This is a genomic window from Tenacibaculum larymnensis, assembly GCF_028829235.1.
GTDB lineage: Bacteria > Bacteroidota > Bacteroidia > Flavobacteriales > Flavobacteriaceae > Polaribacter > Polaribacter larymnensis.
The window spans coordinates 286,421-301,858 of the sequence record NZ_JAIWJY010000004.1 but is presented as its reverse complement, the minus strand read 5'-3'; the positions used below and the strand labels follow the sequence as shown (position 1 = coordinate 301,858).

The window sequence follows — 15,438 nt, the reverse complement described above, 5'->3', positions numbered from 1 at the left end:
TACTTTTATGTAAAACTTTAACCTGTTTAAACTATGTTTTAATATTGTTCTTCTTCTGTTTTTTTCATGATAGCACCTCCTATAGCTGAAATTATAAATCCAAAGAAAGCAGATACTACTATTGATAAAGGTACTGTTATTATAGGGCTACTGAATTTTTTAGACATAGCTTCAGATGCTTCAATTTGTTCATCAGTCATACCTGAATCAATCCAAGTTTGTTTTTGAACTTCCATCATTTGTGCTTGAAAATCAGGTTCAATTACGTTTGTGAAAACTAAGGTGTAGATAGTTGTGATAACTGCACTTATTAGCGCTATTCCAACTCCAATTTTTAAAGCTTGACCAAAAGTTAAAAAACCACTATTATCAGTTTTGAATTTTTTTATACCTAAAATAATAAGTACAATCATTGCTATAAAACCAATAATACCACTTAGCCATCCAAATTTTATTAAGGTTCCTGTGGCATAAAATGCTAAGTGAATAAAAACTCCGATAATACCTAAATATAATCCATAGTTTAAGATAATGTTTTTACTTTTTGCTTGATTTTCCATTGTGTGAATTTAGTTAGTGATACAAATATATTCTTTTTTAATGTTACGTTTATTTTATCCTGTCAAAAGAAAAAAATATAAATAACAAACTATTAGTATTCAAAAACTTAGAAATGTTACAGTTTTTTTATTGAAATTTTGTTGTTTTTTACGAAAAAATGGTTGTAAATTTGCATCGGCAAGTCCTACACAACCAGCTCCCTTTGAATCCCCCAGGGCGGGAACGCAGCAAGGGTATTAGGTCGTAGCGGTGTGATGTAGGTAGCTTGCCTTTTTTTGTACCCGATAGTTTCGTTTATTCTTCCTCGTTTAAATTCAAATTACTTCTAGGGTGATGCAATTCTACAACTTCTTTAAGGTAGCTATTATCTAAATGCACGTAAATCTCTGTAGTAGTAATACTTTCATGTCCTAATAACTGCTGAATAACACGTAAGTCTGCTCCGTTTTTAAGTAAATATGTAGCAAAAGAATGCCTTAAGGTATGTGGACCAATACTTTTTTTTAGATTGATTTTTTGAGCTAATTCTTTTAAAATGATAAAAATCATTTGTCGGGTTAAGCGCTTTCCTCTTCTATTTAAGAAAACAATATCTTCATCTTCTTTTTTAGGAGAGATTGTAGATCTAATCTCATTAATATAAAAGTTAAGTCTATGTATTGTTGTTATATGTATAGGCACAAATCGATATTTATTCCCTTTTCCTAGTATACGTATGTAACCATCATCAAAAAATAAATCAGAAAGCTGTAGATTAATTAATTCACTTACACGAAGACCACAACTATAAATAGTTTCAATGATGGTTTTGTTACGTTCTCCTTGAGGGTGACTTAAATCAATAGCATCAATTAACTTGTCAATATCTTCTTTTTCTAAAGTATCAGGTAGTTTTTGGGTGATATTAGGACTCTCTATTAAGTCTGTAGGGTTGTCTTTTCGGTAATCTTCAAAGACTAGAAAGTCAAAAAAGCTACGTAATCCTGAAATTAAACGAGCTTGGCTACGAGCTTTTATGCTTTTACTTATATCATAAATAAATTGTTGTAAAACTTCATGAGTTATATAAACAGGAGAAGGGATTACTTCTAAATTATTTACAAATAAGGTTAACTTTTTTATATCTCTTTGATAGCTGTCAATAGAGTTTTTTGAAAGTCCTCTCTCAATTTTCAAAAAATTAATATAATCAGATATAGCTTGTTCCCAGTTCATTTTTTAAAGAGTAGCTTTTTTTAGAAAAAGGTATTGTTAAAATTATTTTTGCTAGACAAACTTATAATTATAAATTTAAAAATTAAGAAAAAATTATTATTAGTAATTGCTATGGTAGCAGTGGGTTTAATTGCTAACGCACAAGAAGGAAAGTTTGTATTGGTTTACCTGTAGCAGATGCTTACACAGGTTACGATTTTGCAATAGGCTTAGAAGCTAATTATTTATTTAGTATTTCAGATAATTTTTAGTTAGGCCCTTCGGTTTCTTACTCTCATTATTTTGGAGGTGAATTTGCTGGTTTTGATATTAAAGATGCCTCTTTTTTACCTATTGCAGCAGCAGCGCGTTTTGATGCTTCTGAAAAATTTGTTGTAGGTTTAGATTTAGGTTACGCAATAGGTATTAGTCCAGATGGAAATGATGGAAGGTTTCATTACAGACCATTAGTAGGATATAACGTTTCAGATAATATTTCTATTCAAGCTTCATATTCTGGAGTTAGTGTTGAAGGCGGTACAATGGCTAATTTTGGATTTGGTGTTGTATTTGGACTATAGTTTAATAGTTTTAATAAAATATAAAGGGGGTAATTATACTTCTTTTTTTTATTAAAAGAATTTTTAAGCTAACTTTTTAAGTTTTAGTGTTTTAAGTATAAAGAGGGGGTTGACCTCTTTTTTTATTAAAAAAATGAGCTGTTAAAACTTTATTTAGGTGTATCTTCGCCGGCTCAAAATAAAACTTATAAAACAAAAATTATGAAAAAATTTTTAGTAGTTGCTATGATGGCTTTAGGTTTAGCTGTTAATGCACAAGAAGGACAATTAAACGTTGGTGGTACTATTGGTTTACCAGTAGGTGATGCTGATGGTTTTGACGTAACTGGAGCTATTGAGGCTAACTATTTATTTAATGTAGCTGAAGGTTTTAAATTAGGACCATCTGTATCGTATGTACACTTCCAAGGAGAAGGAGCTGATATAGCTTTCTTACCTTTAGCTGTAGCTGGTCGTTACAATGTAGCTGAGAAGTTTGTTGTTGGTGCTGATTTAGGGTACGGAATTGGTGTTAGACCTTCTGGAGTTGATAGTGGTTTTTACTATAGACCAATGGTAGGTTACCAAGTAAGTGAAAAGATTACTTTACATGTTGATTATTCAAATGTTGCTCTTGATGGAGCTACAGCTTCAACTGTTGGTTTAGGAGGAACTTATTCTTTTTCTTTATAATAAGAAACTCAATAATAAGTAAAAAGGAAGCAAAATTGCTTCCTTTTTTTTGTTTTAAGAAAAAAATATTTTGGTTGTAGGCTAACTTTTTCAGATTGAAATAGTTAGTTTTTAGTAGCTCTATTTGGATTTTTTTTAGAAAAAATGATTGCTTGAAGTCCTAATTTAGATGTATATTTGCCGGCTCAAACTAAAAATTTATAAAATTTAAAAATTATGAAAAAATTATTATTAGTAATTGCTATGGTAGCTGCAGGTTTTACAGCTAATGCACAAGAGGCTAACGGACAAACAGCAAAAGGAAAATGGTTAGTAGAAGGTAACACTGGTTTTGGAGCTGCTCATGGTGCTGCAACAGGTTTTTACTTGTCTTCAGAAGATATGCCTGGGGGAGGATCAGTAACATCTTGGGGAATTGGAGCAGAAGCTGGATATTTCATTATGGATGACTTAGCTATTAAGTTAGGTTTAGGGTACAATGATAGAGGTGCTGATGATGCTTTTTCTTACAAGATTGGAGCAAAATATTATATTTCTAGTATGATTCCAGTACAAATTGATTATTCAGGAGCTTCATATGATGCATATGATGCATCTTTCTTAGGTTTTCAAGCGGGTTATGCTATATTCTTAGGTGATATGGTAAGTATTGAGCCAGGTTTAAGATATAACTTAGGTTTAGGAGATACTGAAGATTTTAACTCTTTCCAATTTAATGTTGGTTTTGCATTACATTTCTAAAAAGTACTTAAAAAATAAATTTAAAAAGGAAGCAAAATTGCTTCCTTTTTTTTATGCTTAAAAGTTAAAAAGAGTATTTTTACTTTAGAAAATATTAAGAATGAAAAAAATAATTATAATTAATGGACCTAATTTGAATTTATTAGGGAAGCGTGAACCAACTATTTATGGAGCAAGTTCTTTTGATGATTATTTTAAAGAATTAAAAAATAATTATACTAATGTAAATTTAGAGTATTTTCAATCGAATATAGAAGGGGAGTTGATAGATAAATTACATGAAGTAGGTTTTGATTATGATGGTATCATTCTAAATGCAGCGGCCTATACTCATACATCTGTAGGTATTGGTGATGCTGTAAAAGGTATAGAAACCCCTGTAGTTGAAGTGCATATTTCAAATATACATGCTAGAGAAGAGTTTCGCCACACTAGTTATATAGCTCCTAATGCTAAAGGAGTTATTTTTGGTTTTGGTTTACAAGGATATGAACTAGCTCTTCAAAGCTTTTTGTAAAAAGAAATAGCGAGTTCCTAATAACAAAAATAGAGGAATCATAGGATACGTGTATAATTGAATACTAAATAGCCATATAAAAGGAATAATTAGTATAAAAATTAATAAAACGATACAATAACCGTATATCCATTTTGGTGGAATTTCCTTCAATAAAAAGATAGCAACAACTAAGTTAGGTGCAAACGCCCATAAAAAGTTAAAATTGTTAGGTGCAGTTGAGTGGTTGGTAAAGAACCATAAAAAAACAATCAGCAAACCTAAAATACCAGTTGTAAAAAACAGAACAAAGTCAAACCATTTGGTTCTTTTAGAGTTTTTAATGTCCTTATAAGTAATAAACATTCCAAATAAGGAGAATAATAAAATTACTAAAAAGGGATTAATAATATCACTTTTGGATTCTTTCTCTTCAAAATCGAGTAAAACATTTGTTTTCCTAACTAAATTTTCTTCTTTTTCATCTTTAACAATTTTTGATACACTTAAAGCTTCAAAAACATAATCAGGTAAGTATAAGTATTCTTTTGGAGCTGCTATTTTATCTAACTTACTTCCTAAAGCTATATTAATTCCTAAGCTACCCCAAGTGTTTGGATTAATTTCTTTATTCATCAATTGTCGTAACGATAAATACTTAGTAACAAAATTATCCTTAAAAACTAAGTTATTTTCTGTAACTTTTTGAATTATATCACGAGGCCTGGTAGCACAGTTATCGAAAAAAGGATCGTAAAAATAGCTTGCATTTTCAGGGAGAACATTTGTTTCTAAAAACTGAAAAAAATCATTTCTTTGTTGTTGTGTTAAGTTTAAAATTTGTTCTTTCACCCAACGTTTATCTCGTTGAGCACTCTTTAAAGATAAATGGAACGGATAACGAGCCAACTTATATTTCATATAACCTTTTGTGAAATTTACATAAAAGTTTGGGTCATCAAAATCAAAAATCCCATAATTATAAAGAAGATCTAGTTGTAAAACGGGATCTTTTACTCGAATGGCTGTATGTCCAAACTTCTCATATAAAGCTTCTCCAGGTCCTGAAGTAATGATACTTATTTGAGAAAATTTTGATAAACCTAAAGTATTAACTCTTTGAGAAAAAGCTTGATTAATACATAATAAACAAAGAAAAAGAAAGGTATATTTTTTTATCATCATAAGTATCAGAGAAAATTAATGTCGGTGTTTTACAAATATCATAAATCCGATTAATATAACTAGGTATTTTTAAGGTTATTGTTTAATATTCAATACCAAGAGTTTCATTTATAAATCTTGAAATACGTTGTTCTAACCATCTGTTTTCTGTACTAGAAAAAGAAGACATAAAACCTACATGTCCGCCATAATTTGGTGTAGAGAGATAAAAGTTTTTCATTTCTTTAGCTTCTTTTATAGGGTAGCATTCTTTTGATAAAAAACTATCATCTAAAGCATTAACAAGTAATGTTGGAACCTTAATTTCTGGAATAAAAGGCTTAGCACTTGCTTTTAGCCAATAATCCTCGGAACTTTCAAAGCCAAAAACAGGTACGGTGTACTGTTTTTCTAAATGTCTAAATTTACTAGCTTTTAATAAGAGTTCTTTATTTAATTTGAAGTCAGGGAACTTTTTTGCTTTCTGTAAGAGCTTTAACTTCATAGTTTTTAAAAACTCATTTAGGTAAATTTTGTTTTTTAATTTATTTAGTTCCGCTTGAGAAGAGGTTAAATCAACAGGAACAGATACAGCTATTCCTCCTTTAACTTCTGAAGGAATATCACTGTATTCCCCTAAATATTTTAAAGTTAGATTTCCTCCTAAACTAAACCCTGTGATTATAATATTGTCATAATCATAATGGTTTTTTAAGTATTTAATGATGAAACTAACATCGTCTGTTTTTCCGCTATGATAGGTTTCTAAAAGTAAATTATCTTCTCCGCTACAACCTCTTAAATTCATACAGACTGTATCAAAACCTAAACAGTTTAGATGGTTAGATGTTGTAATCATATAATTTGACTGAGAACTCCCTTCGAGTCCGTGAATTAACAGCACAATAGTGTTAGATTCCACAAAAGAAAAGTCTAAATCAATAAAATCAGCATCCCACGTTGTAATTCTTTTTCGTTTATATTCAATGGTGTCTTTCATGAATAACGGACGATAAACAGTGTTAAAATGAGCACTTTTAAATGGGAGGCTAGGAGAGAATGTATCTGTGATAATTGGCATAATACTAAGTAATAGCTTTTTAAACAAAGATGACAAAAAATAACTAAAATGTAAAAGCCATTGAATGATTTCTTATTTTAGCTGTAAATTTTATGAGTACTATGAATGTCAAAAAATATATTCCAAATTTATTAACCTTAGGAAACTTGTTGTGTGGTACTATTGCTACCATTTTTGCCATAAAAGGTGATTTTTTCGCCACGGCAATATTAGTAATGCTTGGAATACTTTTTGATTTTTTTGATGGGTTTGCAGCTCGTATGTTAAAGGTACAAGGTGAACTAGGTAAACAGTTAGATAGTTTAGCTGATATGGTAACAAGTGGAGTAGTGCCTGGGATTGTAATGATGCAAATGTTGGTAAATGCTATAGATGTAGATGCTGTTGGATACTTTGGAGTTGATGAATATGGAGCAACAGGAAGTAATTTGCCTTATTTAGGCTTATTGCTAACATTAGGAGCAGGATACCGTTTAGCAAAGTTTAATATTGATGAGCGTCAATCGGATAGTTTTATTGGAGTACCAACACCAGCTATGAGCTTGTTTGTAATTTCTTTACCATTAATAGCACAGTTTGATAAAGAATCGTTTTTAATAAGTTTTATTGAAAATCAATACTTTTTAATATTACTTACAGTGTTGTTTACGTATTTAATGAATGCTGAAATACCGTTGTTCTCCTTGAAGTTTAAAAATTTTTATTTTAAAGATAATGTGATTAAGTATGTGTTTTTAGCTTTATCAATTATATTAATTATTACTTTAAAAATAGTTGCAATTCCAATGATAATACTATCATATGTAGTATTGTCTATTGTAAATAACTCAGATAAAAAACTCTCTTCAAAATAGAATAAGTTACATCTTAAATAAAACAAAAAAGCACGTTGTGAATCAACGTGCTTTTTTGTTTTGATTTTGAAAATCATTTTTTAGGTGTTTTTTTGAGGTTCAAAAATGTTACTTATGAAATGATAATTTTCTAAAGATATTTTATCTTCAGCAAAGACCTTATCCATAAGCTTATTTTTCGTAAAATCTCCTTTTTTGTAAATGTCCCAGCTTTCGTTATTTCTATTGGTTAATGTAACTTTATCTGAACCTATTTCAAAGTTACACCAATCATTATAATTAGCTATTTTTTTATAGCTATGATCAGACACTTTGATATTCCCTTTTACATTTAAACCTTCTATATCAATGCATAAATTACAGAAATCGATGAAACTCATATTATCCGCAGGTATAACAAGAAAAGAATTAGTATTCCCTTTTTTTCTATACAGCTTAAAACCATCTTTTAAGTTTTGGTTGTGATAGACTTTAGAAAAAGAGGAGAAAAGATCTTCTTCTTTTGCGTTCTCAATTATGAAATGATTTTGTGTTACAGCTTGATTATCGAATTTTTTCTTCTTAAGCTCAAAATCCTTTCCAAGATACACTCTACGAACAGTTTCGTCTTCAGCAAGCTCTTCGGGAGTTCCTTCTTTTAAAATTCCCCCATTATACATTAGGTAAGTTCTGTCAGTAATTGCAAGAGTAGCCTGCACATCATGATCGGTAATTAAAATACCAATATTTTTATTTTTCAATTGCGCTACAATTCCTTGAATATCTTCTACAGCAATTGGGTCGACACCAGCAAAAGGTTCATCTAATAAAATAAATTTAGGATCAGAAGCTAAACAACGTGCAATTTCTGTTCTACGGCGTTCACCACCCGACAATAAATCACCGCGGTTTTTACGTACATGTCCTAAACTAAATTCATCTATTAACTCTTCTAGGCGTTGTTTTCTTTCAGCTTTAGTTCTATCAGTAAATTCAAGAACTGACATAATATTATCTTCTACTGAAAGCTTTCTAAAAACAGAAGCTTCTTGTGCTAAATAACCAATTCCTTTTTGAGAACGTTTATACATTGCATCAGTAGTAATTTCTTCATTGTCTAGAAAAATGTGACCATCGTTAGGTTTAATCATACCTACAATCATATAGAAAGAGGTCGTTTTACCAGCTCCGTTAGGACCAAGTAATCCAATAATTTCACCTTGCTCAACTTCCAAAGAAATTCCTTTTACTACTTTTCTGCTACCGTATATCTTTTGTATGTTGTCTGCTCTTAACTTCATTTATTATTGTTGAAAATGGAATTGATTAAAGTATAAAAGTAACAAAACTGTTTCTTAAAAACTTCTTAAATCAATATATGTATAAATTAAGCTTCGTTTTCTAATGCTTCCCAAAACTCTACAGCTCTTCGTAAATGAGGAATTAAAATAGTTCCACCTACTAATGTGGCAATACTCATAGTTTCCATCATTTCTTCTTTGGTAACACCATTTTGGTGGGCTGTTTTTAAATGATAAGCAATACAGTCATCACAACGTAATACTGCAGATGCTACTAAACCTAGTAATTCTTTAGTTTTAACAGGTAAATGCCCTTCAGTAAAAGCATTGGTGTCTAAGTTAAAAATACGTTTGATTACTTTATTATCTGATGCTAAAATCTTTTCGTTCATTTTAGCACGGTAGTCGTTAAACTCTTGGACTTTTTGTGACATTCTTTTGTTGTTGTTTTAAGACAAATTTTGATACATAAATACTCATTTCATATAAAATCATGATAGGCACTGATACAATTACTTGACTAGCCACATCTGGTGGAGTAATAATAGCAGATAATACCAATACCACGACTAATGCATGTTTACGATATTTTCGTAAAAACTCTGGTGTAATTAATCCTATTTTAGTTAGGAAGAAAATAACTACGGGAAGTTCAAAAAATATAGCAACACCCAATAATGTATTTGTAATAAGGCTAATGTAAGCCTCTAACTTAAAATTGTTTTGTATAGCGTCTGATATTTCAAAGTTGTAAAAGAAGTATACAGACATTGGTAAAATAACATAATAGCTAAATAAAATACCTAGAAAGAACAGAAAAGAAGAGGTGAAAATAAAGCCTTTTGATTTTTTCTTTTCGTTTTCATGCAACCCAGGAGCTATAAATCGCCAAAACTCCCATAAAATATAAGGAAAAGCAACTACAAACCCTAAAATTAGAGAAGACCAAATTCCTGTCATTAATTGTTGAGTAGGATTTAAGGCTTGAAGTGTTTGTTTAAATTTAATCGTACAAAAACTACTATCAATTCCAATAGAAGAAAATACTTTACAAAAGAATTGATACGTTGCAAAATCAGGCTTTAAATGAGCTAAAAGAATCTCATTAAAAACAAAATTAATGTTTGCAAAAATGACGATTGCTACTACAAAAATAGCTACAAAACTCCTTACTAAATGCCATCTTAGTTCTTCAAGATGGTCTAAAAAAGACATTTCCTTTTCTGCCATCTTAAAATATTCCTTCTTTAATTAAATCATGTAAGTGTACCACACCTACATAATTGTTGTCTGCATCAGTAACTAAAATTTGGGTAATATTGTTGTTTTCTAAAGTATCTAAAGCTTCAACAGCCATAGCATCTACGTCTATTGTCTTTGGGGTAGTACTCATAATATCAGCAGCAGTAAGCTCGTCTATTTTTGTCGTTTTACTTAGCATTCTACGAATATCTCCATCGGTAATAATTCCTGCAATTTTATCATTATCAACAACGGCAGTTACACCTAAGCGTTTTTCTGATATTTCAACAATTACTTGAGTAACTTTATCTGTACTTTTTACTTTTGGTAATTCATTATTTTTAATAAGATCAGAAACTCTTAAATACAGACGTTTTCCTAAAGCTCCTCCAGGGTGATATTTTGCAAAATCACTACTAGTAAAACCTCTTAATTCTAATAAACAAACGGCTAAAGCGTCCCCTAAAACTAATTGAGCTGTAGTACTTGTTGTAGGAGCTAAGTTGTTAGGACAAGCCTCTTTATCTACAAAAGAATTTAAAAGGAAGTCGGCATTTTTTCCTAAGAAAGAATCAGGGTTTCCTGTTATAGCTATAATTTTATTGTTATAGTTTTTAATTAAAGGTACCAACACTTTTATTTCAGGAGTATTCCCACTTTTAGAAATACAAATCACCACATCATCATCCTGCACATTACCTAAATCACCATGTATAGCATCAGCAGCATGCATAAAAACAGCAGGTGTACCTGTTGAGTTAAAAGTAGCTACCATTTTAGTAGCAATATTGGCACTTTTTCCAATACCAGTTACAATAACACGCCCTTTTGAATTAAATATAAAATTAACAGCGTCCGTAAACGAGCTATTTAATAAATTTGCTAAATTAGCAATAGCATTACTTTCTAAAAGAATAGTATCTTTTGCGGTTGAGAGAATAGCGTTTGCGTCTTTCAAGTTAAAAAAGTTTTAAGTATATTTTTAAAGTGTAAAAATAGGAATATTTGAGAAGAAAATCTTTTTTAATAAAAAGAAAGTTTACGTTATGTATTGTTGGGAATTTTTGTAAATTAGTTCTCGTTTTTAATTTTTGATATTAGAAGATGAATAAAGAGCAGACGGATTTATATGGATCATTAAAAAAAATCTTCGGATTTAACCAGTTTAAAGGGCTACAAGAAGATGTAGTTAACAGTGTGTTAGCAAATAAAAACACATTTGTTATTATGCCTACTGGTGGTGGTAAGTCGCTATGTTATCAATTACCTGCCTTAATGAAGGAAGGTACAGCAATTGTGGTATCACCATTAATTGCCTTAATGAAAAATCAAGTAGATGCCATTAGAGGAATTTCTGAAAACCATGGGATAGCCCATGTATTAAACTCTTCGTTAAACAAATCGGAGATTGCTCAGGTAAAATCAGATATTGAATCGGGAATTACAAAATTATTGTATGTAGCTCCTGAATCTTTAATAAAAGAAGAATATGCTGAGTTCCTTAGGAAACAAAAAATATCGTTTGTAGCGATTGATGAAGCACACTGTATTTCTGAATGGGGGCACGATTTTAGGCCTGAATACAGAAATCTAAGAAATATTATTAAGCAGATTGATAATGTACCAATTATTGGTTTAACAGCAACCGCAACAGAAAAAGTACAAGAGGATATTCTTAAAACTCTTGGAATGACGGATGCGAATGTATTTAAAGCATCTTTTAACAGATCAAATTTATTCTACGAAGTTAGACCAAAGACTAAAGAGGTAGAAAAAGATATAATTCGCTTTATAAAACAACGAATAGGAAAATCTGGAATCATATACTGTTTAAGTCGTAAAAAAGTAGAAGAAATAGCTCAAATTTTACAAGTGAACGGAATAAATGCAGTTCCTTACCATGCAGGATTAGATGCAAAAACACGTGTTAAGCATCAAGACATGTTTTTGATGGAAGATTGTGATGTTGTAGTAGCTACAATTGCTTTCGGTATGGGGATTGATAAACCTGATGTTCGTTTTGTAATACACCATGACATTCCTAAAAGTTTAGAGAGTTATTATCAAGAAACAGGTAGAGCTGGTCGTGATGGAGGAGAAGGTTATTGTTTAACTTTTTACTCATATAAAGATATTGAAAAGCTTGAAAAATTCATGGCTAACAAGCCAGTAGCAGAACAAGAAGTAGGGCATGCTCTTTTACAAGAAGTTGTTGGGTATGCAGAAACGTCAATGAACAGGCGTAAATACTTACTTCACTATTTTGGAGAAGAATTTGATGAAGTAAATGGAGAAGGTGCTGATATGGATGACAATATGCGAAATCCTAAGAAAAAGCACGAAGCAAAAGATGAAGTAGTAACCTTACTTTCTGTTATTAGAGATACTAGCGAAATGTATAAGCCTAAAGAAATTGTAAATACAATAATAGGTAAAGAAAATGCATTGTTAAAGTCTCACAAAACAAATATTCAACCTTTTTTTGGTGTTGGTAAAGCAAAAGACAATCATTACTGGATGGCTTTAATTCGTCAAGTACTAGTGGCGGATTTAATTAAGAAAGAAATAGAACAGTATGGTGTATTAAAGCTAACTAAAGAAGGTAAAGAGTTTATAAAAAATCCATCATCATTTATGATGACAGAAAATCATGTTTATAAGACAGCGGATGATGGTACTATTATTACTAATGAAAAGTCTGCAGGAGGAGTAGATGATAAGTTGGTAGCGATGTTGAAAGATTTAAGGAAAACTGTAGGAAAACGTTTAGGAGTACCGCCTTTTGCTGTTTTTCAAGATCCATCTTTAGATGATATGGCATTAAAATACCCTGTAACATTAGATGAATTAGCAAAAGTTCATGGTGTTGGAGAGGGTAAAGCTAAAAAATACGGTAAAGATTTCGTTGCACTCATTTCAAAATATGTGGAAGACAATGAAATTATGCGTCCTGATGATTTAATAGTTAAGAGTACAGGAGTAAATTCTGGATTAAAACTTTATATCATTCAAAATACAGATAGAAAATTACCTCTAGAAGATATCGCAAAATCTAAAGGTTTAGAAATGTCTGAGTTGATAAAAGAAATGGAGGCTATTGTATTTTCTGGAACTAAGTTAAATATCGATTATGCTGTAGATGACTTACTTGATGAAGATCAACAGGAAGAAATCCATGATTATTTTATGGAAGCTGAAACTGATAAAATTCAAGAAGCCTTAGATGAGTTTGATGGAGATTATGATGATGATGAATTGCGATTAATGCGTATTAAATTTACAAGTGAAATAGCTAACTAAAAATAACTAAGTAATATACTAATAGGTAAGTTTGGTGTAAGCTGGAAGATGTTTTTAGAAGAATAAATAGCAAAATGAATCCTAGAGTATCAGAATATATAGAAGATAAAAGTAATTGGACGCAAGAGTTAAATCTCTTGCGTTCTGTTTTTTTAGATCTCCCTGTAGATGAAACCATTAAGTGGGGAGCTCCTGTTTATGTGTATAAAGGTAAAAATATAGTTGGTTTATCTGCTTTTAAAAATTATTGTGGCTTATGGTTTTTTCAAGGTTGCTTTTTAACTGATAAAGAAGAAGTATTGGAAAATGCTCAAGAAGGAAAAACACAAGCAATGCGTCAATGGAGATTTAATCAATTGGATGAGATTAATATAGTATTGATAAAACAATATGTATTAGAGGCTATTAAAAACTCAGAAGAAGGAAAAGAGTTAAAACCTAAAAAGAATATCAAACCTATAGTTATTCCAGAAAAATTACAGTTAGAGCTAGATAGAAATGATAGACTAAAAGAAGCTTTCAGTCGACTTATTTTAAGTAAACAAAGGGAGTTTACCGATTATATATCCGAGGCTAAGAGAGAAGCTACGAAAGAAAAAAGACTTGAAAAAATAATTCCAATGATATTAAACGGAATAGGCTTGTATGATAAGTATAAAAACTGCTAGTTAATAGTAATTTTATCAATTGTAGCGGTTGAATCACAACGTATAACATACAAATCGATATGATTTAAACTATCTTTCCCAGTAATAAAATACTCCGCACAAGGTTTTAAACGAGGTTTGCTTTTTCCAAAATTTACATCTCCATGATTTAAAATAGTAGAAATAGTAGCAGTATCAATTTTAGAAGTTGCTAATATTTGCTGAGCATTATCAGAAAACAAACGCTTTTTAATTCTAATTGTTTTTAAAGTACGAGCGTCCATTCCATAGTCAAAAGAAACATCTTTACCTTTCCAAATAAAAAGAACAACTAAACTACCTAGGGCAATTCCTATTAAATAATAACCAACACGTTTTAACCACTGCATAATTTAAAAATTGAAGTGCAAAAGTAAGTAAAATAGAACTATAAAATCAATAAATTAATATCTCTGTAAGGAAGGTCAAACCAGTCTGCTACAGTTTTATTGGTTAAAATTCCATGATAAAAATACATTCCATTACGTAAACTTTTATCAAAACGAGCAGCATTTTCAAAACCTCCTTCTTCAGCAATTTCTAATAAATAAGGTGTAAATATATTACTGATAGATACAGAAGCGGTTCTAGAATACCTTGAAGGAATATTAGGAACACAATAATGAATTACTCCATGGTTAGCGAATGTAGGCTTACTATGTGTAGTAACTTGAGAGGTTTCAAAACAACCACCTCTATCAATACTTACATCAACAATAACAGCTCCATCTTTCATTTGTTCAATCATTTCTTCGGTAACAACTACAGGAGAGCGATCTTTTCCTCTAATAGCCCCAATAGCAACATCACATCGCATTAAAGCTTTTTGTAAGGTTTTAGGTTGGATAGTTGAAGTGTAAATAGGTGCTTGTACACACGACTGTAAGTTACGGAGCTTAGTTATTGAGTTATCAAAAACTTTTACTCGCGCTCCTAAACCTATGGCTGTTTTAGCAGCAAATTCTCCAACAGTTCCTGCTCCTAGAATTACTACATCAGTAGGAGGAACACCTCCTATATTACCTAGCAGTAAGCCATTTCCTCCATTAGAAGCTGTCATAAGCTCTGCAGCAATGTGCATAGAAGCGATTCCTGCAATTTCACTTAATGATTTTACAATAGGAAATACGCCATGCTCATCTTTAATATAGTCAAAAGCAATTGCTGTTACTCTTTTTTTAGCAAGTGCTTCAAAATATTTTTTGTCTTGTGTTTTTAATTGTAGAGCAGAAATTAAAACCGTTTGTGGGTTTAACATTTTAATTTCTTCTAAAGATGGTGGCTCTACCTTTAATACAATATTACAAGCAAAAGCTTCTTTAACATCGTACGATATCTTAGCTCCAGCATCTGAATATTCTTGATCACTGTAATTAGCTCCATCACCAGCACCAGTCTCAATCACAATCCTATGTCCGTGAGCGACTAATGCAGCAACTGCATCGGGAGACAAACTAATTCGTTTTTCTTCAAAATGAGTTTCTTTTGGTAAACCTATAAATAAATCTCCTTTTTGCTTTTTAATTTCAAGCATTTCGGTTTGTGGCATTAACTGCTCTTTGGTAAAAGGTGAAATAGAACCCATC

Annotated in this window: 15 protein-coding genes, 1 other RNA gene and 1 pseudogene; 7 read left to right on the top strand and 10 right to left on the bottom strand. The window is 30.9% G+C overall.

Annotation, left to right across the window (positions count from 1 at the left end):
- Positions 1-38: 38 nt before the first annotated feature.
- Positions 39-560 carry a DUF4199 domain-containing protein gene (locus tag LCI24_RS08335; protein WP_274639963.1) on the bottom strand — a complete coding sequence of 174 codons (522 nt, stop codon included), beginning with the start codon at positions 558-560 and terminating at the stop codon, positions 39-41.
- A 176-nt stretch (positions 561-736) separates the two neighbouring features.
- On the opposite strand from LCI24_RS08335, the gene ffs reads away from it, so the two are divergent.
- Positions 737-835, top strand: an RNA gene (gene ffs / locus LCI24_RS08330) — signal recognition particle sRNA small type.
- 20 nt (positions 836-855) lie between these two features.
- On the opposite strand, the gene LCI24_RS08325 is transcribed toward ffs, so the two are convergent.
- Positions 856-1,776: a site-specific tyrosine recombinase gene (locus LCI24_RS08325; protein ID WP_274639962.1), complete on the bottom strand. Its 921-nt coding sequence runs from the start codon at positions 1,774-1,776 to the stop codon at positions 856-858.
- A 761-nt stretch (positions 1,777-2,537) separates the two neighbouring features.
- On the opposite strand from LCI24_RS08325, the gene LCI24_RS08320 reads away from it, so the two are divergent.
- The 3 genes from LCI24_RS08320 (at position 2,538) to aroQ (ending at position 4,266) form a co-directional block, all read left to right on the top strand.
- Positions 2,538-3,008: a hypothetical protein gene (locus tag LCI24_RS08320; RefSeq protein ID WP_274639961.1), complete on the top strand. Its 471-nt coding sequence runs from the start codon at positions 2,538-2,540 to the stop codon at positions 3,006-3,008.
- Between the two features lie 216 nt (positions 3,009-3,224).
- Positions 3,225-3,749 carry a hypothetical protein gene (locus LCI24_RS08315; RefSeq protein ID WP_274639960.1) on the top strand — a complete coding sequence of 175 codons (525 nt, stop codon included), beginning with the start codon at positions 3,225-3,227 and terminating at the stop codon, positions 3,747-3,749.
- Between the two features lie 100 nt (positions 3,750-3,849).
- Positions 3,850-4,266 (top strand): type II 3-dehydroquinate dehydratase, encoded by a 417-nt coding sequence (gene aroQ, locus LCI24_RS08310; RefSeq protein WP_274639959.1) that lies wholly within the window; start codon positions 3,850-3,852, stop codon positions 4,264-4,266.
- On the opposite strand, the gene LCI24_RS08305 is transcribed toward aroQ, so the two are convergent.
- Together LCI24_RS08305 and LCI24_RS08300 are read right to left on the bottom strand one after the other, a co-directional pair.
- Positions 4,243-5,430: a lipoprotein N-acyltransferase Lnb domain-containing protein gene (locus tag LCI24_RS08305; RefSeq protein WP_274639958.1), complete on the bottom strand. Its 1,188-nt coding sequence runs from the start codon at positions 5,428-5,430 to the stop codon at positions 4,243-4,245. The genes aroQ and LCI24_RS08305 overlap by 24 nt on opposite strands.
- Before the next feature lie 82 nt (positions 5,431-5,512).
- On the bottom strand, positions 5,513-6,490 hold the full coding sequence (locus LCI24_RS08300) for a YheT family hydrolase (protein WP_274639957.1): 978 nt from the start codon (positions 6,488-6,490) through the stop codon (positions 5,513-5,515).
- Positions 6,491-6,591: 101 nt separating this feature from the next.
- Between LCI24_RS08300 and LCI24_RS08295 the strand changes: the two genes are divergently transcribed.
- Entirely contained in the window at positions 6,592-7,344 is a 753-nt protein-coding gene (locus LCI24_RS08295; protein ID WP_274639956.1) for a CDP-alcohol phosphatidyltransferase family protein, read from the top strand.
- A gap of 545 nt (positions 7,345-7,889) precedes the next feature.
- On the opposite strand, the pseudogene lptB reads toward LCI24_RS08295, so the two are convergent.
- From lptB to LCI24_RS08275, 4 genes and pseudogenes are all read right to left on the bottom strand, one after another.
- Positions 7,890-8,624: pseudogene (gene lptB / locus LCI24_RS08290) on the bottom strand (LPS export ABC transporter ATP-binding protein); the annotation flags it as partial.
- 86 nt (positions 8,625-8,710) lie between these two features.
- Positions 8,711-9,058: a carboxymuconolactone decarboxylase family protein gene (locus tag LCI24_RS08285; protein WP_099214324.1), complete on the bottom strand. Its 348-nt coding sequence runs from the start codon at positions 9,056-9,058 to the stop codon at positions 8,711-8,713.
- Positions 9,033-9,854, bottom strand: coding sequence for a twin-arginine translocase subunit TatC (tatC, locus tag LCI24_RS08280; RefSeq protein WP_274639955.1), 822 nt, complete (start codon positions 9,852-9,854; stop codon positions 9,033-9,035). The genes LCI24_RS08285 and tatC overlap by 26 nt, the downstream gene beginning before the upstream one ends.
- A gap of 1 nt (position 9,855) precedes the next feature.
- Positions 9,856-10,824 carry a KpsF/GutQ family sugar-phosphate isomerase gene (locus LCI24_RS08275; RefSeq protein ID WP_099214326.1) on the bottom strand — a complete coding sequence of 323 codons (969 nt, stop codon included), beginning with the start codon at positions 10,822-10,824 and terminating at the stop codon, positions 9,856-9,858.
- Between the two features lie 146 nt (positions 10,825-10,970).
- Here LCI24_RS08275 and LCI24_RS08270 point away from each other — a divergent pair, with 146 nt between their 5' ends.
- Positions 10,971-13,166: a RecQ family ATP-dependent DNA helicase gene (locus LCI24_RS08270; RefSeq protein WP_274639954.1), complete on the top strand. Its 2,196-nt coding sequence runs from the start codon at positions 10,971-10,973 to the stop codon at positions 13,164-13,166.
- A gap of 74 nt (positions 13,167-13,240) precedes the next feature.
- Complete coding sequence (locus LCI24_RS08265; RefSeq protein ID WP_274639953.1) at positions 13,241-13,834, top strand: YdeI/OmpD-associated family protein; 594 nt, start codon at positions 13,241-13,243, stop codon at positions 13,832-13,834.
- On the opposite strand, the gene LCI24_RS08260 is transcribed toward LCI24_RS08265, so the two are convergent.
- On the bottom strand, positions 13,831-14,202 hold the full coding sequence (locus tag LCI24_RS08260) for a DUF4258 domain-containing protein (RefSeq protein WP_274639952.1): 372 nt from the start codon (positions 14,200-14,202) through the stop codon (positions 13,831-13,833). The two genes, LCI24_RS08265 and LCI24_RS08260, sit on opposite strands and share 4 nt — an antisense overlap.
- A gap of 38 nt (positions 14,203-14,240) precedes the next feature.
- Positions 14,241-15,437, bottom strand: coding sequence for an alanine dehydrogenase (locus tag LCI24_RS08255; protein WP_274639951.1), 1,197 nt, complete (start codon positions 15,435-15,437; stop codon positions 14,241-14,243).
- Position 15,438 lies beyond the last annotated feature (1 nt).

Excerpts from the sequence above, each read along its gene's own strand:
- aroQ (WP_274639959.1), top strand. The coding sequence starts at position 3,850 with ATGAAAAAAATAATTATAATTAATGGACCTAATTTGAATTTATTAGGG.
- tatC (WP_274639955.1), bottom strand. The coding sequence starts at position 9,854 with ATGGCAGAAAAGGAAATGTCTTTTTTAGACCATCTTGAAGAACTAAGA.
- LCI24_RS08270 (WP_274639954.1), top strand. The coding sequence starts at position 10,971 with ATGAATAAAGAGCAGACGGATTTATATGGATCATTAAAAAAAATCTTC.
- LCI24_RS08295 (WP_274639956.1), top strand. The coding sequence starts at position 6,592 with ATGAATGTCAAAAAATATATTCCAAATTTATTAACCTTAGGAAACTTG.
- LCI24_RS08335 (WP_274639963.1), bottom strand. The coding sequence starts at position 560 with ATGGAAAATCAAGCAAAAAGTAAAAACATTATCTTAAACTATGGATTA.
- LCI24_RS08305 (WP_274639958.1), bottom strand. The coding sequence starts at position 5,430 with ATGATGATAAAAAAATATACCTTTCTTTTTCTTTGTTTATTATGTATT.
- LCI24_RS08320 (WP_274639961.1), top strand. The coding sequence starts at position 2,538 with ATGAAAAAATTTTTAGTAGTTGCTATGATGGCTTTAGGTTTAGCTGTT.
- LCI24_RS08300 (WP_274639957.1), bottom strand. The coding sequence starts at position 6,490 with ATGCCAATTATCACAGATACATTCTCTCCTAGCCTCCCATTTAAAAGT.
- LCI24_RS08285 (WP_099214324.1), bottom strand. The coding sequence starts at position 9,058 with ATGTCACAAAAAGTCCAAGAGTTTAACGACTACCGTGCTAAAATGAAC.
- LCI24_RS08265 (WP_274639953.1), top strand. The coding sequence starts at position 13,241 with ATGAATCCTAGAGTATCAGAATATATAGAAGATAAAAGTAATTGGACG.
- LCI24_RS08315 (WP_274639960.1), top strand. The coding sequence starts at position 3,225 with ATGAAAAAATTATTATTAGTAATTGCTATGGTAGCTGCAGGTTTTACA.
- LCI24_RS08325 (WP_274639962.1), bottom strand. The coding sequence starts at position 1,776 with ATGAACTGGGAACAAGCTATATCTGATTATATTAATTTTTTGAAAATT.
- LCI24_RS08260 (WP_274639952.1), bottom strand. The coding sequence starts at position 14,202 with ATGCAGTGGTTAAAACGTGTTGGTTATTATTTAATAGGAATTGCCCTA.
- LCI24_RS08255 (WP_274639951.1), bottom strand. The coding sequence starts at position 15,437 with ATGGGTTCTATTTCACCTTTTACCAAAGAGCAGTTAATGCCACAAACC.